Consider the following 19,662-nt stretch of genomic DNA (forward strand, 5'->3'; position numbering starts at 1 on the left):
TGAGAGCTATGGATGCCACAGATAATAAATGCGATGTCTACGACGGGCTACGCCTAAGTAAGTCGGCGTAAATAATTATCGTTGGGATAAGGCAGGGAGCAGGGGGCAGGGAGCAGGGGGAGAAAGAGTTTGAGCCTTATTTACTTTTCTTTACACAGTTTGGTTTTATTGCACCGACTTACTTACGCTCGAAATTAAACTGAGTTTATCTCTTGAGAAATTCCAGATTATTCTGCATTTCTTGGGTAGACTTTGTTGCTATTAATTCCAACAGTTGTCTCATCTGCTCACCTATTGAGTAACGTTGTTGAGAGGCAAGGATGATTCCAGCATGAGTTTTGCCTTCTGTCAGATATTTTATGTGCAAACGATAGAAATCTCCTTTGTTAAAAGAGTACAAAACGCGTCCCAGACTGGTTGCATAGTCCAAATGGTCTGTATCGCTATACCCAAGCATTCCGGCATCACTGGCTGTAATCACATCTACTCCCCGTGACCGAAGCGCAGTTACCAAATCCCGATCCATCGAGTCCTCATCCAAATAGAGCAGGAGCATGATTACTTAGTGAGTTAAGATTTACAATGCTGTTGTTCAAACAATTTTGTCTCGGCTTCTTCTGCTGCAATGTCTGATTCAATTTCCTCGCGGTTGGCATGATAATAAGTGAGAGCAGCATAAATATGTGCCAAAGTTAACGTCGGATGCCCAATTCGATTGAGGATCTCTTCTGGCATGAGACCAAGTTTATACCAAAGGATGATACGACGGACAGTTAGTCCTGTTCCAGCAATGATTGGTCTGCCACCCCGAATGTCGGAAGAGGAGGTAATCAGAGTACCAATATCAACTGTTGTAGTCATGTTTGTTTTGTTCAACCTCTTGAAGATAATCTGTAGCGGCTATTTCTAAAACTGTCCTGAGAACTTGATTTTACTGGAAATAAGGGGAGTTTGCCGTGAGAGCTATGGACGCCACAGATAATAAATGTGATGTCTGTCTTGAAAAGTGACGCTCCTACGTCGCTAATAGATCGGCAAAAGCCGCCGCTACGACGGGCTACGCCTACACACAAAATCAAACTGAGTTAGCAAAACCTCATATTTGGGCAAAATAGTTGAAATAAATAGCTGATTTCACAAGAGTTGATCAAGCATGAATATAGCAGTTGACCCGATTGCCAAGCTTCTAAACTATCAAATTACCGAGCAACTTTATACAAGCTTTAGAACGCTGGTTTACCGCGCAATTCGAGAAGACGATCGACTTCCGGTGATTATCAAACTGCTTCACCAGGAGTATCCCACCTTCAGTGAACTACTCCAATTCCGCAATCAGTATACTATTGCCAAAAATCTCGACCTCCAAAGTATTGTTCGCCCCTACAGCTTAGAACCCTACCACAACAGCTATGCGTTGGTAATGGAGGATTTCGGCGGTATTTCTCTTCGAGAATGGATGAAAACAGCAATGGAGAGTAATCCCAATTTCTTGGAAGAGTTTTTAGATATTGCGATCGCTTTGAGTGAAATTCTTGAGGGACTTTATCGCCATCGGGTGATTCACAAAGACATTAAGCCTGCCAACATTCTCATAAATCCGGAAACTAAGCAAGTCAAGTTAATAGATTTTAGTATTGCCTCGCTTTTGCCTAGAGAAACCCAGGAAATTCAGAATCCTAATGTCTTAGAAGGTACCCTCGTTTACCTTTCCCCTGAACAAACTGGACGGATGAATCGCGGCATCGACTACCGCAGCGATTACTACTCGCTGGGAATTACATTTTATGAATTACTGACTGGACAGCTACCTTTTGAATGTAGCGATCCGATGGAGTTGATTCACTGTCATATCGCCAAGCAGCCGCCAATATTGGCAAGGGGGGCAGGGGGCAGGGAGCAGGGGGGAGAAATTCCTCAAGTTCTCTGTGATATTGTGATGAAATTGATGGCGAAAAATGCTGAAAACCGCTATCAGAGTGCATTAGGGCTGAAACATGATTTAGAAGTTTGTCGGCGTCAATTGCAGGAAACTGGAGAAATTAAAGCATTTGAGTTAGGTAAGCGGGACATTTGCGATCGCTTTATCATCCCTGAAAAACTTTACGGCCGCCAAGCTGAAGTTGAAATTTTACTGGATGCGTTCGATAGAATTGCTAACCCCCCTGAATCGGGACTAAGGGGGGTTGAAATTATGTTGGTAGCAGGCTTCTCTGGAATTGGCAAAACTGCTGTGGTTAAAGAAGTCCACAAGCCGATTGTCCGACAACGGGGTTATTTTATTAAAGGTAAATTTGACCAATTCCAGCGGAATATCCCTTTCTCTGCTTTTGTGCAAGCCTTTAGAGACTTGATGACACAACTGCTGAGTGAAAGTGACGCCCGACTCGAACAGTGGAAATCCAAGGTTCTCCAAGCCTTGGGTGAAAACGGACAAGTGATGATTGAGGTGATTCCAGAATTGGAAAGTCTGATTGGTAAACAGCCTCCTGCAACAGAACTTTCACCGAGTGCAGCCCAAAATCGCTTCAATTTGCTGTTCTTGAAATTCACTCAAGTGTTCACTGCACCAGAACATCCGCTGGTAATATTCATTGATGATCTGCAATGGGCGGATTCTGCTTCTTTAAAGTTAATGCACTTGTTGATGAGTGAAGTTGACATCGGCTATCTACTGTTAATTGGTGCATATCGGGATAACGAAGTCAATCCAGTACATCCGTTGATACTGACTTTGGATGAAATTCAGAAGTTAGGCGCTACAGTCAATAGGATTACTTTAGCTCCTCTCGATCAATTATCCGTCAATCATTTGGTGGCAGACACTTTAAGTTGTTCTCTGGAGTTAGCAGCACCGTTAACAGACTTGGTATTGAGCAAAACCAAAGGCAATCCTTTCTTCTGCAACCAGTTTCTCAAAGCGCTACATCAAGATCAACTAATTACATTTAATTTTGAGGGTGGCTATTGGGAATGCGATTTGGCTCAGGTGCGATCGCTCTCTCTGACTGATGATGTAGTAGAATTCATGGCAATTCAACTCCAAAAATTGCCAACACAGACTCAAGAAGTTTTGAAGTTAGCGGCTTGTGTAGGCAATCAATTTGATTTGGCGACTCTGGCAATTATCCATGAAAAATCCCAGATAGAAACAGCCGCAGACTTTTGGAAAGCTGTGCAGGATGGGTTAATTATTCCGATCAATGAGGTCTACAAATTTTATCAGGATTCGTCATTGGTCATTAGTCATTTGCAAAGGACAAATGACAGCGGACAAATGACAGGTTACAAATTTCTTCACGATCGCGTCCAGCAAGCCGCTTATTCACTGATTCCTGAATCTCAAAAGCAAGCTACTCATTTAAAAATTGGTCAATTGCTCTTAAAAAGCACACCAGCCGAAGCAATTGAAGCCAGTATTTTTGATATTGTGAATCAATTCAATGAGGGAATTGACATAATTTATGAGCAATCTCAAAGATATGAACTGGCTCAACTAAATTTAATGGCTGGGAAGAAGGCAAAAGCTTCTACTGCGTATAAAGCCGCTGTCAAATATTTCACATTAGGTAGAGAATTGCTAACAGAAGATAGTTGGCAAACTCACCACCAACTCACCTTCCAATTATACAGAGAATCTGGAGAATGTGAATATTTAATTGGCAATTTTAACCAAGCGGAGAAATTATTTGATATTGCTTTAAGTCACAGTCAAGATAAATTTGATCAGGCAGAGATTTATGGCATTCAGATGTACCTGAAAATGACTGAGGGTGAAAACATAGAAGCTGGTTTTAGCTGTGGACTCAAAGGTTTGAGGATCATGGGGATGAATCTCCCTGTTACTTCACAAGAACAGCAAGCTGCCATTGACGCTGAAGTTAAAGAATTAAAAGCTAGACTAATAGCGATTCGTCCGGGAGATTTATTTGATTTGCCAGAAATGACAGATCCAGTTAACAAGGTCTGCATGAGTCTTTTAGCTGACCTTTGGGCTGCTGCTTATATGGGAGGACATCAAAATCTGAGTTCTCTGATTCCTCTATTAATGATTAGTCTATCGTTGAGTTATGGCAATGCTGAAAGCTCTGGTTTTGCTTATTGTTTGTATGGAATGAGTCTAGCAAACCAAGGAAATTATCAAACTGCCTATGAGTTTGGTAAGTTAGCACTAAAACTCGATCGCCACTTCAATAATAGCCAATTTATTCCGAAGACAAATAATATTTTTGCACACACTATTAATCCATATCATCAACATTTAAAAACTAATTTATCCATCTCTAGACAATCATTCCAAGTGTCTCAAGAAACTGGGAATTTGGTGTTTGGTGTTTGGGCGGTTTCGTTTTATATTTGGGCGATGTTAATTAAAGGCGATCGCCTGTCAGATGTCTATGCCGAAACCGAGAAATATCTGAGCTACGTTCAACAAGTAAATGATGTCAATATGCTGTATGCATTTACTTTACAGCGGCAGTTTCTTTTGAACTTACAAGGCATCTCAAAAAACACCGATTTATTGGATAATGAAAATGACCAAGATATTCCCTACATAGAAGTTTGGAGACAAAAGCATAACTTTGAGCATGGAATTAATTGGTACTGTTTTCTCAAAATACAGTTATCGTACATTTATGGCCGCTATGGTGATGCAATTCAAGCGGCAGAAGAAGCTAAGAATACCTTGCCTTCTAACTCTGGTTTCTTCCCAATTATTCAATATCATTTTTATTATCCACTGACTTTGGCAGCAGTTTATCCCAATGCGACATCAGATGAGAAAAAGCACTATTGGGAAATTATGCAAGAACATCAACAAATCCAGAAAAACTGGGCGAATAATTGCCCAAAAAACTTTCTGCATAGATACCTATTGCTATCTGCGGAAATGGCAAGAATTTCTGGCAAATATATGAACGCCATCGAATTATACGATCGCGCCATTGCCAAAGCGAAGAAAAACGAATACCTCAACGAAGAAGCACTTGCCAATGAACTCGCAGCTAAGTTTTATTTAGAATGGGGTAAAGAACGCATTGCCCAAGAGTATTTGATTAATGCATACTATTGCTTTGCTCGTTGGGATGCTAAAGCTAAAATTGATGACTTAGAACAGCGCTATCCCCGACTGCTAGCCCCGATTTTACAACAAACGCGTTCACGAAGTGACTCTGAAAGAGTATCGCTCCTCACGCCCAATGACACCATCACAAGTACTGATAACTTTGCTACTTTACATCCAAGCATCAGCAAATCAGTCACTTCTAGTAGTAATGTATCATTCATGCTAGATATGACAACAGTTCTCAAAGCCTCTCAGACTCTCTCCAGTGAAATTGAACTCGAAAACTTACTTGCTAAACTGCTTTCTGTGGTGATTGAAAATGCTGGTGCAGATAAGTGTGTATTTCTATTGCTCAAAGAAGATAGATTAGTCGTTGAGGCGACTGCTGAAGTTGGGCAGCAATCAGCCGTGCTACAATCCATCCCTGTTGAGGATAGCACAGAGGTTCCTCGTAGCCTAATTTATGCCGTCAAACGCAATCTGCAACCTAGCGTCATTATTGATACAGCAATGTATTCGACGCTAATCGCCGATTCTTATATCATACGTCAGCAACCCAAAAGCCTGTTGTGTATGCCGATTCTCTACCAAGGCAAATTATTGGGGATTTTGTACCTAGAAAACAATTTGACTACTGGGGCGTTTACAAGCGAACGCGTGGAAATCCTGAATCTATTATGCACTCAAGTTGCAATCTCTCTGGAAAATGTTCGGCTGTATCAACAGGCACAAGATACCTTAAAAACCTTGGGGCAAACCGAACAATTTTTGCGGTTAATTATTGACAATATTCCCCAGTCTGTTTTTTGGAAAGACCGCAATAGTGTTTATTTAGGCTGCAACCGTAAATTTGCTGATGATTCGGGTGTAAAATCGCCGGAAAATGTAATTGGTAAAACCGACTACGATCTTTCTTGGACTCGTGAGGAGTCGGATTGGTATGTAGAATGCGATCGCCGTGTTATGGAGTCTGGACAAGCTGAACTCAATATTATCGAAACATTGCAGCAAGCAGACGGAAAACAAATCTGGTCGAATACAAACAAAATTCCCCTACGAGATAAAGAGGGAAACGTTTTTGGCATTCTTGGCACATGTGAAGATATCACCGAACGCCAGGAAGCAGAACAATTACTACAACATCAAAAACAACAATTACAACAAGCATTGCAAGAACTCCAAACAATGCAATTGCAATTAGTTCAGAATGAAAAAATGTCTGCCCTTGGGAATTTGGTAGCAGGTGTTGCTCATGAAATCAACAATCCGATTGGCTTTATTGCCGGGAATATTGAACCAGCGAAAGATTATATTAAAGATTTGTTTGGGCTAATTAACCTTTACCAAGAAAAATTTCCCCGTGCTGGCTCAGAAATTGAAGACGAAATCGAAGCGATGGATTTAAATTATTTACGCGAAGATTTACCTAAGTTATTGGATTCAATGAAATTGGGTGTTAGCCGTATCCGCAGTATCAGTAATAGTCTGCGAACCTTCTCGAGATCCGATCATGATTATAAAGTTCCTTTTGATATTCACGAAGGCATTGATAGCACTATTTTGATTCTGAGGCACCGTTTAAAAGCTAACGAAAACCGCCCTGGAATTGAAATAGTCAAAGATTATGGGCAATTACCTCCAGTGGAATGTTTTGCTGGACAACTCAATCAAGTTTTTATGAACTTGTTAGCAAATGCCATTGATGCACTTGAAGAATATAATACAGGACGGAGTTTAGAAGAGATTCTATCTAACCCTAATTGCATTACCATTCAAACCCGTGTAGCAAATTCAGGTAATCACGTTTTGATTAAGATTGCTGACAATGGCGTGGGGATGTCACCGGAAGTTAAACAAAAAGTATTTGACCATCTTTTTACTACTAAACCTGTAGGCAAAGGTACAGGATTGGGATTAGCGATCGCTCGTCAAATTATAGTAGAAGGACATGGCGGTTTACTCTCCTGTACTTCCGAACTTGGACGGGGCACAGAGTTTGTCATTCAAATTTCTATTCAAGAAACTTAAAAAGTAAAAAATCATCTTTATTTGGCATTTTCACTTTGGTATTTTTATTTTTTTAACTTGGTAACAAGCAAAGATGATATTTAAATTATGGAAAAAATGGTGGAAAATCAACCCAAAAATGTATGTTAAAACTGACAAAAATTATTACTTATTGAAATGGCGATCGCCTATCAAATTGTCGTAGAAAAACATGCAGGAAGTATTGAAGTTGATTCGACTCCAGGACGTGAGACAGAATTTACCATCCGTATTCCTTTAACAAGTAAGAAGTAATTTTTAATCCCAGACGCGATAAATCGCCGTCAAGACGAAAAATTGATTATTGTAGAGACGCGATAAATCGCGTCTTTGCGATGTAGAATTTTCATCAAAAAACCTTAACCGAACCGTATTGGAACCACATCTGTCGTAAGGGCACAGCAATGCTGTGCCCCTACCGCGTGGTCTATTGACCTGAAAATAGCTGTAACGTAAAATCTATGTCCCCCAAGGAACGGACGTTCCTTGCTAATAGCAAAAGTAATCTAAAGATTACTAAATATCCTTAAAAGCCTTTACTTTACTTTAGTAGACTTTAGCTAAAAGCCAAATAACTTTAGTTCCAGGTGGGTGACAAAGCCAACAGTTAAGCCATTTCTAACTTAAGTTGACACCAATGCATAGCGGTGCTGCCGTACAAATTTATGTAGCTCATGTAATTGTGAACCGTTATATACTTGAAGAAAGTTGATTCATAATTTAAGTCTCCTCTAGGGATTTACAAATAAAAAAACATTCAACTTTTATTGTGGGATGGGCGTCTTGCCCGCTCATTAGAAAGAGCAGACAAGATGTCCATCCCACAAGATTGGAAAATTTACTTATTGGTAATTCCCTGCACAACAGCTAAGACATCAACTCTCTGAGGTGATATGCTTTTAAAATTGCAACAAATTGTTGTTAAACCCGGTCAACAAATGTTACTCCAAAATATAAGTTGGCAGCAGTTAGAAAATATTTTAGAAGAAATGGGAGAAAGGCGTGCCGCACGTATTTCTTATAGTGATGGTTGGTTAGAAATTATGGTTCCTCTACCAGAACACGAAAAAGATAAAGAGCTTATTGGTGATTTAGTCAAAATATTGTTAGAAATACTCCAAATTGATTTTGAACCTTTTGGTTCTACGACACTTAAAAATGAGCGAATGCGGCAAGCAGTAGAGCCAGATACTAGTTTTTATATTCAAAATCAAGCTGCTGTCATTGGCAAAAATCGCATAGATTTAAATGCAGACCCACCCCCAGATTTAGCAATCGAAATTGATATTACTTCTCGCAGTCGATTTGATAATTATGCAATTTTGGGAGTTCCTGAACTTTGGCGACATACACAAAAAGGTTTAGAAATATCCTTACTCAAAGACGGAAAATATATCAAATCTGAATCTAGTCCTAATTTTCCTAATATACCAATTATTGAATTAGTTAATGAATATGTTCAGCAGTGTTTAACAATTGGCAGAAGTCAAGCTATGCGTAATTTTAGAAATTGGGTTAAAGATAATTTATAGCCATTGATATAGGAGAATTCAGAAGTCAGAAGTCAGAATGGGCTACGCCCCGCTACGCTAACAGAATTATAATCGGCTCTCTGCGTAGCTACCAGACATAGATAGTATACTTCACACTTCTTGAAATCTGCTGTAATTTGCATCCCATTTTGAATTCTGAATTCTGAATTCTGTATTTTTCTTGAGAAAGGCGATCGCTCATGACTACCGAAAACAACCCAACAGCCATTGTAGACTGGGAACACCCCACACCACCGACAGATTTAATTTTTGATGACGGAGAACCCTTGGAATCAAATCGCCACCGTATTGCAATGAATGTCCTGATTCGGTCATTGCAACAAGCTTGGGCTGACCGCAATGATTTCTTCGCTGGTGGTAATATGTTTATTTATTACAGCAGCGCCCAAGTATGTAACCAGGATTTCCGTAGTCCCGATTTCTTTGCTGTCCTGAATGTAGATGGGACTAATTCTCGTCAAGGTTGGGTAGTGTGGGAAGAAAACGGTCGTTATCCTGATGTGATTGTAGAATTAATGTCACCATCCACAGCCAAAATAGATCAGACTGTTAAGAAAAACCTTTACGAACAAACTTTTCATACCTCAGATTATTTTGTCTATGACCCCTTTGACCCGACTTCTTTACAAGGGTGGCATTTAGATCATAATCAGCAATATCAATCTTTAACACCGAATGAGCGTGGTTGGCTATGGTGTCAAAAATTAGGTTTATGGTTGGGAACCTATGAAGGAACAATAGACAGAGAAACGGCGATATGGTTGCGGTTTTATGATGTGGCTGGCAATTTGGTTTTGTTACCAGACGAAGCCGCTGCTTTCCAAGCACAAGCCGCTGCTGCAAGAGAGGAAGCCGCAGTTGCAAAAGCAGCTCGTTTAGCAGCTAGATTAAGAGAGTTGGGTGAAAATCCAGATATTTTGTGAGAGATTTTAGCTTTTTTCATTCGGCGAATCAAGCTAAATTTAAAAGCTTTACGTTCTCCTAACTTTTTTGGAAAAACTAGATGCGATCGCTATTTGGAAATATAGGAGTTGTAGATGAAAAGACAAGTAATTATTTATCCAGGAGAAGATGGTTACTGGGTGGTTGAATGTCCTAGTTTACCAGCTTGCATCAGTCAAGGAAAAACTAAAGAAGAAGCTGTTGTAAATATTAAGGAAGCTCTTGAATTATATATTGAGGTTTTAAAATAAGAAGGTAGGACTGTTGTAATTGAGTTAGTGTAAATGAAAAATTGAATGCGATCGCCATTTTCAAATCTCACAACAAACAAGTGCGATCGCCATTTTCAAATCTCACAACAAACAAGTGCGATCGCTATTTTGAAATTTCACAACAAACAAGGGCGATCGCTATTTTGAAATCTCAGAAAAAATAAGTGCGATCGCTATTTTCAAACCTCACAATAAATAAGTGCGGTCGCTACTAAGTAAAGCCGCACCATTCAAGTTTAATTAGTACAAGAATTACGGTCAAAGACAACTTCAATTAAGGGATTATAATTACAATCACGAGTTTTGCACCATTTTCCACAAAATAATACCCGCCACAATAAAAATAATGCTGACAAAGAGCATTACAACAAAAACTTCTGCATTACCTCTACTTAGTAAGTGATAAATTGCAACAAGAGCAAAAAATGCGACAATAGAAAAGCAAATCCCAGCAATTACCTGCCCTATCGTTTTCAGTACGGGATTATGGGTTTTTGGTGTCGTTGTTTGATTTGATGAAGAGGACTTTGACACAAAAGGTATCTCTAAACGATGATGTGGTTCTACTGATGGTGGAGCCTGAGAAATATTAGTTTTTGGTGTCGTTGTTTGATTTGGTGAAGAGGACTTTTGTCCAGAAAGTATCTCTCGAAGATGATGTGGTTGTACTGATGGTGGAGCCTGAGAAATAGGTGTGACTTCTTCTGCAATTAGTGTTGCTTCAATTGATTCCACATCTTGCCTGTTAAGTCCTAACATTTGTTGATAACGCTCCAAATCACCACGAGTGTAATCACTCAAAGGAAACTCTCTCTTAATCTCATCAACGAATGCCTGCTCATATTGCTGCAATTTTTCCTTGTACTCTTGATAAGGTTTTAAAACCTCAGCTTCAATTGCAGCAACTTCTTCAGGAAGCAATCCCAAATTGTCACGTTGGACATCTAATATTTTGCGACCAATACTAGGAATCTCGCCCCTACTAGCGTAATGCTCAACTTCTTTGCGATACCTCAGTTTTGGATCGCCAATTGGTGCTTTAGCCAAATGGATTTTGAATCCTTCTCTGAATGCAGAGATTCCTGGTCGCATCGCTGGAGATGCTTCTTGAACTTTCTTTTTGGCGTACTCATGCAACTCATCAACTGAAATCTCCCCATCGTTATCTTGATCTGCTGCACCTGTTTCAATACCTTCAATCAGATAACGGGTATAAATCGAAAGATTTTCTCCTGATTGCTGAAAAGAATACTGAGTCGCAGTGGAAGAACTTAGAACAACTCGCCCTTCCCCCCCCATTTCAACTTGAATATTAACAGAACCATCATCTTTAACTGACCAACCTTCTGGAAATGCCCCACTAAAGCAGCAATCAAGAATTACGACTTGTCGTTTAGAACGGCTTTCATTCATAATGTCGTGAATGAAACTGGCAGGAACAGCAGTTGATTTGATGAGCCGTCCTTGGGAATTTTTGCGAGTAAAACGAGTAGCTAGGTGAAGTTTGCTATTCTCATCTTTGATACCGTGACCGGAGAAATAAAGTACTACAAGGTCATCTTTGCTACGATCGCTAAACAATGTTTCGATCGCTTCGTGCATTTTCTGAGCTTCGGGATTCTCGAGCTTTTGAATGTTTGCTTCAGCAAAGCCCCCCATTTCTGGATGCTGTAAAACTTTAGCGATCGCCTGCACATCGTTAACTGAGGCTGGTAATGGGTTTAGACCAGGCTCATACTCACTGACTCCAATTAGCAAGGCTACCTTAGTCATTTTACTATCCTCTGTTTGAGATTTCTCAGCCTCGAGCTACAAACCTTTCGGCGGCTTCCAGCGCTGCTGTTAATTCTGCCTGACTGCTGGCTGTAATTTTCAGCTTTTTACCGTTGGCTTCTACTTCTAATTCAATCGGTTTGCCACCCAAGCGATCGCCCAAAAATCCTAATAATTTCTTAAAATTGGCTAGGCTTACCTCTGCCTGCAATACTCCCAGTAGGAAACCTCCTAAAGCCTTCGAGCCTTCTGGTATTTCTGTTACTGCTACGAGTTCAGCATTTTCTACATCCAAGTCTCTGACTTCTCGCAGCAGATTTCGTGTTTCCCGTTCTTGCTCTTCTGGATCTAGGTCTGGATTAGAAAGAGCGATGGTTAATTTGACGTTAGATTCAGAACTCATTTTCTAGCCTTTTAGGTTTTTAAGCAGTTGACAGTCTACTATTAAGTTCATATCCGCTATGTAAATTCCTGAAATTTATTCAAGATTTTTAGAAAAACTTTAAGACCTAAGCATTGACAGCAAATACCAAATATGGATGATTGGATTGAGAAACCACATCTTTCGTAGGGGCACAGCACTTCTGTGCCCTGAAACCCAGGGTCTATTTACCATCAAAGAATAATGAATAAAAGCCTGAAACGACCTATTTTGCAAATGCACACTATGATTAAGTTGTACAGTGCCTAAGTCCTAAAACTTCTAAAATTTAGGTAAAAATCAGTAGAGATAGGAGCGATCGCTCTAAAAAATAACTGCAAAATCAAAAAGGCAATACTTTTACAGTCTGCGAATTAGCAAACACCACAAATACAGCTATGTTTGCTCAATTTTATTAAAATTAAAAGGTTTACGACTCAGAAACTTAATTTACAAGTCACAAAAGCAGCTTTTCATGTCACAAAAGCTGCTTTTAAAGTCGCAAAAGCTACTTTTAAAGTCACAAAAGCAGCTTTTCATGTCACAAAAGCTGCTTTTAAAGTCGCAAAACTTGATTCACATCACAATTTACCCAATCCCCAGTCCCCAATCCCCAGTCCCCAATCCCCAATCCCCAATCCCCAATCCCCACTAACTCGAAGCACTAGTATAAAACCGCAATGCAAACCGCCAAAACCAAGTAGAAAGGAAAAATAACGCCACTGCCAATACTCCTGCACCCATCAACCAGCTAATTTCACCCCGACCTAGCATTGCTTGGGCTGGTATTGTCGTTAAAAAAGTCACTGGTACTACAAAGGTGAAGAAAAAACGGTAAGCAGTTGGATAAGCTGTAATTGGATATCTTCCTGCTTCTAATAAACTACGCAATACCTCAGTAACATTGTATATTTTCACGAACCATATAGTCATAGACCCCAGCATAAACCACAGGCTGTATAGAATTACCAAGCCAAAGAATAACGGCACTACACTGAGTAAATATTTGTCTATTCCTACACCAAGGCGTTGACCTGCGTAGCCAATAATGATGCAGCCAAAGATTAAATCGGGTAGTCCCCAAGGTGAAATGGTGTTAGTAGAAAGCCAAAACTGACTGCGAATTGGTTTCAATAATATAAAATCAAGAGTGCCTTCTTGCACATGGCGGACAATGCGATTTAGGTTCGGTGCGAGAAATGTGGCGGAAAATCCTTGCAGTAAGGTAAAAATTCCCAGAACTATTAAAGCTGCTTCCCATGACCAGCCAGCAAAAGTGTAGCCGGTGCGGTAAAACAAGAATAGCCCAAAGAGACTGCCAGCAAGGTTTCCCAGGCTGCTGAAGGTAGCTATGACAAAGTTGATGCGATACTCCAACTCAGCTGCGATCGCTGCACTCCAAAATAGTCTTAGTACTTTCCAATATCTTTGCATCTTGCACCCCCTGAGTTGATATAGACTTTAAAAATTACAAAAGAACTTCACATAAATTTAATATTACTTTTTATTCAAGAAAATTACAGAACGTTAAGATGTTGTGGATCTATCTATTCAAAGCTTAGAAATTTTATGCATTTAGATTTACCGCAACTGATTAAATCACTTGGCTACTTTGGGGTGTGGGCAATTGTTTTTGCTGAATCTGGGTTGTTAATTGGTTTTTTTCTCCCTGGGGATAGTTTATTATTCACTGCTGGGTTTATTGCATCTCAGAATTTACTGAACATTTGGGTTCTGATTTTTGGTGCTTTTGTTTGTGCAGTCTTAGGTGACAATGTTGGCTATTTTACTGGGCATAAATTTGGCAGAAGACTATTTCAGAAGGAAGATTCGTGGTTGTTTCATAAAAAACACATTGTGAAAACCCAAAATTTTTATGAAGAACACGGGAAGAAAACTATTGTTTTAGCGCGTTTTTTGCCAATTGTACGCACTTTCGCGCCCATTGTGGCGGGTATTGGTGCCATGCATTACCGCACATTTATGTCTTACAACTTAATTGGCGGCTTCGTTTGGACTTTTGGAATCAGTCTGTTAGGGTTTTTCTTAGGAAAAACCTTACCACCTGAACAAGTAGATAAGTACTTGTTACCGATTATTGGATTAATTATAGTTATTTCTTTAGTACCATCAATTATTCATCTGATCCAAGAAAATAGAGCAAATAAAGGTTGAAAATATGTGAAAATTCAGAATTCTGAATGGGCTACGCCCCGCTGCGCTAACAGGAGTCAGGAGTCAGAATTTAGAATTTAGAATTAAAGCATAAAGCGGCTTGGGTTTTGAAACTACTGGCAAGATTTTATGACTTCCTTAAACATCAACCTCTACCTATTTCTAGAAAACCTGATTTTTTTCGTCATTGCCACACTTTTTATTGTGGTTGTGAACTGGGGCTGGAAAAACACAAAAACCTATACTTTGCCTTTACCGTTTCCCGGCTGGTATAAAATTTGGTTTGGCTCAGTACAGGTATTAGGAATACTACTGCCATTAGTAGTGATGCTATTGTGGGGTGTATGGTGGAGCGATCGCACTGTCTTAACTGTGCTTGGTTGGTATTTTATTGTATTAGTGTTGCAAATTATTTCCGAGAGAGTCGCCCTGAGAGAGTTGCAAAATGTAGTATGGGTGATGGTTCCCTACATATATTTACCGTACCGCTTCTGGCAGTTATATGAGGGTTTAACAATCTTAGGCTCTGAAAGTAAGTTACTGTGGGTGCGATATTTATTAATTTTTCAACTAGTGCTGTGGATTGTCAATTACGCCATAGATGTGTCTCAATTGCCACGCCTGTTTCGCTGGGAAGTCGAACAAAAATAATTGGGGACTGGGCATTTTGTAGGGGCACAACATGTTGTGCCCCTACCCGTGTTCTCGTTTTGTGGCATGGCTTTTTACACCACTTCCATTCCTCTCCCTCACCCTCCCATCTCCACGTCTGTGCGTCAGCATAAATAATAAGTGTTTTAACGGTCATAAGTGTTAATAGGGTAACATAGTGGGCAAAAGTGTTAGCAGAGGCAGATAAGCGATCGCGATTATTCTATAATTGTTAGCTTGCCTAATAATTAGTAGAACATATTAAAACTTTCCTCATGAAAATTTGGAATGAACAACTAGGCGATCGCGTAAGTAAGATCATTTACCGCTATTTACCCGCCTTTCGTTGGCGTAATTTTCGCCTGTTTTTTGGGGGACAGTTACTATCCATGTCTGGGACATTTATGACTCAGCAGCTAACTATTCCTTGGCTGGTATACGATTTGACTCAATCAGCTTGGTTGTTAGGAGTTGCAGGGTTTGTGCAATTTTTACCTACGTTATTAGTGATTCCCTTTTCGGGCGTATTGTCCGATCGCTGGAGTCGTCGTGACTTGTTAATACTGGTGCAGATATTGGGAATTAGCGTTTCCTTGGCTTTAACGATTCTTACCTTTACGAATTGGATTACGTTTCCCATCCTATTGATACTCAGTGTTCTCAATGGTTTGCTCAAGGGATTAGATATGCCCGTGCGTCATACAATCGTCACCGAAACCGTAGACGATCGCGCTGATTGGAGTAATGCGATCGCCTTGAATTCAGTGATGTTAAGTTCCTCTCTAGTATTGGGGCCAGCTATGGGCGGGATTTTGATTGCTACGCTAGGGGTGAAATATTGTTTTCTCTACGATACCCTCAGCTATATCCCTGCCATCTTTACCCTGCTAGCGATTCGGCTTCAAGCCAGATCCATGCAGACCCTTACGAACTTTAGGGATACTTTGGAAAAAATGCGGGAGGGCTTTGAATATGTCTCCAAATTCCAGCCGATTAGAGCAATTTTATTAATGCTAGCCTTACATGGTTTAGTTGGGATGTCTCATGTCGCGCTCATGCCCATCTTTGCGGCTAAGATTTTAAATGGCGATGCGACTACAATGGCTCATCTCAGTACTTCAGCGCCGATTGGATCGTTGTTTGCCTGTTTGTATCTGAGTTTTAGGCGGGGGATTGCGGGCTTAGAGCGTTTGATCGTAGCCTCTCAAATCTCTATGGCGGTAAGTCTGATTTTCTTCTCACTATCGCGTCAAGTTTGGTTGTCAGTAATCATACTGGTGTTTGTAGGCTGCTTTAGCATCCTCAACATTACGAGTAGTAATATGATTATCCAAAACCTAGTTGCCGAGGATAAGCGTGGACGGGTGATGAGTTTTTATGCCCTTGCAATGGTGGGTACTATGCCCTTTGGGAATCTGTTAGCTGGAACTTTAGCGCAGAATTTTGGTGCGACTAATGCCTTGATTGTCTGTGCCAGTATGATTATCTTAGGTGCGCTATGGTTCTCTGCACAATTGCCAGTAGTCAGCCGTTGGATCGCTTACGAAACAAATCGTTTATCTAGTCGTTAGTCATTAGTTTTTCCCCGCGTCAGAGCGTCAGAGCGTCTTCCCCACTCCCCACTCCCCACTCCCTCAGTTAGATAATTGCTCAGAAACTCTCCAAAACCTGATAACGTCAAACAAAGGAAAATATTCTTCTGGACGTTAGAGCTTGAAAACGCGTTCTAATTACTGGCTACTGCTACCTTATATCCGACCCCAGTGGCGAACCATTACTAAGGGATTTATTGGCATTTTTGGATATGTGCTGGCAACATTAGTGTTAATCAATCTTGCCGGGAAATTGGCAATTCCCTTGGCACAAGGCAATGTAGTAGCCATCGTCCAAATAACAGGGATTTGTGCCTTAATCTTTCTTGTGAAAAGTTTGTTTGAATCTATACAAGATATGTACATGGCGAAAGCTGCTTTAAAAGTTGCTTTTCATCTCCGCCAACAAGTTTACACACATCTCCAAAAGCTAAATCTCAGTTATTTTGAAACAGCAAAAGCAGGTGATTTATCTTACCGCCTCACCGAAGATGTTGATCGGGTTGGTGAAGCGGTCAATAAAATATTTCACGACTTTATTCCCTGTGTTTTGCAGTTGGTAACAATTTTGATTTACATGATTTATCTGAATTGGCAACTGACACTAGCAACGGTGATAGTTGCACCACTAATGGCTATTTTAATCGGCTGGTTTAGCGAACAGTTACGCAAGCATTCTCTAAAAAGTCAAAATCGGGTGTCGGGTTTATCTGCTATCCTTTCGGAAATTTTTAACGGTATCCGTTTGGTACAAGCTTTTGCGGCGGAAAACTACGAAATTGCCCGGTTTGGCTATGAAGCAGAACGCGGTCTAAAAGCAAAATATTCAGCCGAAGGATTAAAAGCAATTCAGATTCCCATCGTGGGATTTTTGGCAGCCTCAAGTGCTTTATCTTTACTCATAGTGGGGGCGTGGCAAATTTCCCAAGACAATTTGAGAGTAGCCAATTTTTTTAGTTATCTAGCTGCGGCGGCGCTGTTAGTTGACCCCATTGGTCGCACTACTAATAACTACAACAAATTTCAGGAGGGTGAAGCATCTGTTAACCGGGTTTTTGAATTGATGGCAATTCAACCGACGGTGATAGAAAAACCAAATGCGATCGCCCTACCTCCAGTTGCAGGCCAAGTAGAATATAATCATGTTTCTTTTGGCTATCAACCCGGTGAATCCGTATTACAGGATATCAGTTTGTTGGTATCACCGGGTGAAGCGATCGCTGTTGTGGGTAGTTATGGTGCTGGTAAAACCACATTTGTGAATCTCTTACCCCGCTTCTACGATCCCGAAGTTGGTCAAATCTTAATTGACGGTATTGATATTCGGGATGTCAAGTTACATAGTCTGCGGCGACAAATTGGCATTGTTCCCCAACAAAGCATCATGTTTTCTGGAACAATTGCCCAAAATATCGCTTTTGGACAAGACTTTTTTGATATGCAAGCGGTGACAGCAGCTGCGAAAATTGCTAACGCCCATGAATTTATTAGCGAATTGCCAGAAGGTTATCGTACTTGGGTGGGCGAACGTGGGGTAAACTTATCTAGTGGACAAAGACAAAGAATTGCGATCGCTCGTGCTGTTCACCTCAACCCACAAATTTTGATTCTTGATGAAGCGACATCTGCATTAGATTCTGAGTCAGAAGCCTTGGTGCAGGAAGCCTTAGAAAGACTGATGCAAAACCGCACAGTGTTTATTATTGCCCATCGTTTATCAACACTTAGAAAGTGCGATCGTATTTTAGTTCTCGAACAAGGACAAATTGTCGAATTAGGAACCCATGAAGAATTATTAGCCCTAGAGGGTAGCTATGCCCGATTTTATACTCAACAATTTAGCTAACGCCAATTTTCTCCCCCACATAAATATTTAATGCACGTGCTATTTGTACTAAGAAATTATTGGGATCTACAAGATATGGACTGGAAGCCAAGACTGTTTCTAAAGGAACTGCTACGACTTGTCCATTTTGCCAAGCTACCATTTGTGCAGATTGCCCATCAGCTAATAAATCTACGGCGGCTTTACCAAAAGCTGTTGCGATTAAACGGTCTAAAGCTGAGGGAATTCCACCTCGTTGGATGTGTCCTAAGACAGAAACCCGAATGTCAATTTCATTGTTACTGCAACAACGAAGTTCATCAGCAATATATTGACCTATACCACAGGATGGCTTTTGGCTGGATGGCTGGCTAGATGAATTGCCTGCTATTTGAACGCCTTCTGCCACAACGACAATTGCAAATCTGCGTTCCCAGCGATCGCGTAATTCTGCTAAATGTTCGCACACACCTTTGATTTTGTAGGGAATTTCGGGAATCAAAATCACATCTGCACCGCCTGCAATACCAGATTGTAGTGCTAAATGACCTGCTGTGCGTCCCATGACTTCCACAATCATCACGCGATCGTGACTGGCTGCTGTAAATGTCAAACGATTTAAGGCATCAACAATTGTATTGACCGCAGTATCAAACCCAACTACTCTTTCTGTCTTGGCGACATCACAATCAATTGTTTTCGGAATGGCAACAAACTGCCAGTTTCCTTGCTTTTGCAGTTGGTTGAGAATTGCTAAACTGCCATCTCCACCAATACCGATCAAGGCATCTAATTCTAAAGTATGGTAACCAGCAACAATCTCTTCAATATGAGCTAGAGTATCTCCCTTGTTGATGCTACCCAGAATCGTGCCTCCCATGTTCAACAAAGGGTCAATACCACGTAGGTCTAAACCATGTATGCTCAGAGGAATTGCCTTTCTCTCTAAAAGCCCTCTGGTCGCATAAGGAATACCCACTACCTGCCAGTTATAGCTAAGGGTGGCATGACTAACAACTGCCCGAATTACAGCATTGAGTCCAGGACAATCACCACCACTAGTGAGAATACCAAGTCGTTTTTGCATGGTCATCACACCTCAACAATAAAGGCAGTCCCAATCAAACAAGTTTCACTACCAAGCATAAAAGTGGTTTTTTGCCCACTCCCCACTTACAAGTTAGAGGGCAAGAAATAGGAGGCAGAAGATGGCAATTTTTCTGCCTCGCTGTTGAACCCTGTTTTAGCTACATCTTGAGGTTAAGTTAAAAATCTGAGGAAGTTGTGAGGATCTAACTTAGGTATTACGTATATAAAAATCATATCTCTATAATTTCGCAACATTTC

16 protein-coding genes are annotated in these 19,662 nt (G+C 40.5%); 10 read left to right on the plus strand and 6 right to left on the minus strand.

What is annotated here, in order from left to right; translation table 11 throughout:
- Positions 1 to 205: 205 nt before the first annotated feature.
- Together IQ276_RS31965 and IQ276_RS31970 are read right to left on the minus strand one after the other, a co-directional pair.
- Positions 206 to 556, minus strand: coding sequence for a DUF5615 family PIN-like protein (locus tag IQ276_RS31965; protein ID WP_193925185.1), 351 nt, complete (start codon positions 554 to 556; stop codon positions 206 to 208).
- A gap of 14 nt (positions 557 to 570) precedes the next feature.
- The gene (locus IQ276_RS31970) at positions 571 to 861 is read right to left on the minus strand and encodes a DUF433 domain-containing protein (RefSeq protein WP_193925183.1); all 291 of its coding nucleotides are present in this window, start codon (positions 859 to 861) and stop codon (positions 571 to 573) included.
- 292 nt (positions 862 to 1,153) lie between these two features.
- Here IQ276_RS31970 and IQ276_RS31975 point away from each other — a divergent pair, with 292 nt between their 5' ends.
- The 6 genes from IQ276_RS31975 (at position 1,154) to IQ276_RS40450 (ending at position 10,025) form a co-directional block, all read left to right on the plus strand.
- Positions 1,154 to 7,093, plus strand: coding sequence for a trifunctional serine/threonine-protein kinase/ATP-binding protein/sensor histidine kinase (locus IQ276_RS31975; RefSeq protein WP_235116149.1), 5,940 nt, complete (start codon positions 1,154 to 1,156; stop codon positions 7,091 to 7,093).
- A gap of 156 nt (positions 7,094 to 7,249) precedes the next feature.
- The gene (locus tag IQ276_RS40635) at positions 7,250 to 7,366 is read left to right on the plus strand and encodes a HAMP domain-containing histidine kinase (protein ID WP_190882478.1); all 117 of its coding nucleotides are present in this window, start codon (positions 7,250 to 7,252) and stop codon (positions 7,364 to 7,366) included.
- Between the two features lie 638 nt (positions 7,367 to 8,004).
- Positions 8,005 to 8,643 (plus strand): Uma2 family endonuclease, encoded by a 639-nt coding sequence (locus tag IQ276_RS31980; protein WP_190882479.1) that lies wholly within the window; start codon positions 8,005 to 8,007, stop codon positions 8,641 to 8,643.
- Between the two features lie 200 nt (positions 8,644 to 8,843).
- Positions 8,844 to 9,587 carry a Uma2 family endonuclease gene (locus tag IQ276_RS31985; RefSeq protein ID WP_193919809.1) on the plus strand — a complete coding sequence of 248 codons (744 nt, stop codon included), beginning with the start codon at positions 8,844 to 8,846 and terminating at the stop codon, positions 9,585 to 9,587.
- 114 nt (positions 9,588 to 9,701) lie between these two features.
- A complete protein-coding gene (locus IQ276_RS31990) occupies positions 9,702 to 9,857 on the plus strand; it encodes a type II toxin-antitoxin system HicB family antitoxin (RefSeq protein ID WP_193919811.1) in 156 nt (51 codons plus the stop codon).
- A gap of 45 nt (positions 9,858 to 9,902) precedes the next feature.
- Complete coding sequence (locus IQ276_RS40450; RefSeq protein WP_255264367.1) at positions 9,903 to 10,025, plus strand: hypothetical protein; 123 nt, start codon at positions 9,903 to 9,905, stop codon at positions 10,023 to 10,025.
- A 147-nt stretch (positions 10,026 to 10,172) separates the two neighbouring features.
- Here IQ276_RS40450 and IQ276_RS31995 read toward each other — a convergent pair whose 3' ends face one another.
- The 3 genes from IQ276_RS31995 to IQ276_RS32005 form a co-directional block, all read right to left on the minus strand.
- On the minus strand, positions 10,173 to 11,651 hold the full coding sequence (locus tag IQ276_RS31995) for a caspase family protein (RefSeq protein ID WP_193919813.1): 1,479 nt from the start codon (positions 11,649 to 11,651) through the stop codon (positions 10,173 to 10,175).
- Positions 11,652 to 11,676: 25 nt separating this feature from the next.
- Complete coding sequence (locus IQ276_RS32000) at positions 11,677 to 12,054, minus strand: hypothetical protein (RefSeq protein WP_193919815.1); 378 nt, start codon at positions 12,052 to 12,054, stop codon at positions 11,677 to 11,679.
- Positions 12,055 to 12,723: 669 nt separating this feature from the next.
- The gene (locus IQ276_RS32005) at positions 12,724 to 13,506 is read right to left on the minus strand and encodes an ABC transporter permease (RefSeq protein ID WP_235116150.1); all 783 of its coding nucleotides are present in this window, start codon (positions 13,504 to 13,506) and stop codon (positions 12,724 to 12,726) included.
- Between the two features lie 135 nt (positions 13,507 to 13,641).
- Here IQ276_RS32005 and IQ276_RS32010 point away from each other — a divergent pair, with 135 nt between their 5' ends.
- The 4 genes from IQ276_RS32010 (at position 13,642) to IQ276_RS32025 (ending at position 18,336) form a co-directional block, all read left to right on the plus strand.
- Positions 13,642 to 14,247 (plus strand): DedA family protein, encoded by a 606-nt coding sequence (locus tag IQ276_RS32010; RefSeq protein ID WP_193919269.1) that lies wholly within the window; start codon positions 13,642 to 13,644, stop codon positions 14,245 to 14,247.
- Between the two features lie 129 nt (positions 14,248 to 14,376).
- Positions 14,377 to 14,898, plus strand: a complete 522-nt coding sequence (locus IQ276_RS32015) for a hypothetical protein (protein WP_190882486.1) — start codon at positions 14,377 to 14,379, stop codon at positions 14,896 to 14,898.
- 275 nt (positions 14,899 to 15,173) lie between these two features.
- Entirely contained in the window at positions 15,174 to 16,469 is a 1,296-nt protein-coding gene (locus IQ276_RS32020; protein WP_193919272.1) for an MFS transporter, read from the plus strand.
- 142 nt (positions 16,470 to 16,611) lie between these two features.
- On the plus strand, positions 16,612 to 18,336 hold the full coding sequence (locus IQ276_RS32025) for an ABC transporter ATP-binding protein (protein ID WP_235116151.1): 1,725 nt from the start codon (positions 16,612 to 16,614) through the stop codon (positions 18,334 to 18,336).
- Here the strand turns inward: IQ276_RS32025 and IQ276_RS32030 are convergent.
- Positions 18,329 to 19,402 (minus strand): ATP-dependent 6-phosphofructokinase, encoded by a 1,074-nt coding sequence (locus IQ276_RS32030; protein WP_193919274.1) that lies wholly within the window; start codon positions 19,400 to 19,402, stop codon positions 18,329 to 18,331. The genes IQ276_RS32025 and IQ276_RS32030 overlap by 8 nt on opposite strands.
- Between the last annotated feature and the right edge of the window lie 260 nt (positions 19,403 to 19,662).

The organism is Desmonostoc muscorum LEGE 12446, assembly GCF_015207005.2.
Lineage (GTDB): Bacteria > Cyanobacteriota > Cyanobacteriia > Cyanobacteriales > Nostocaceae > Nostoc > Nostoc muscorum.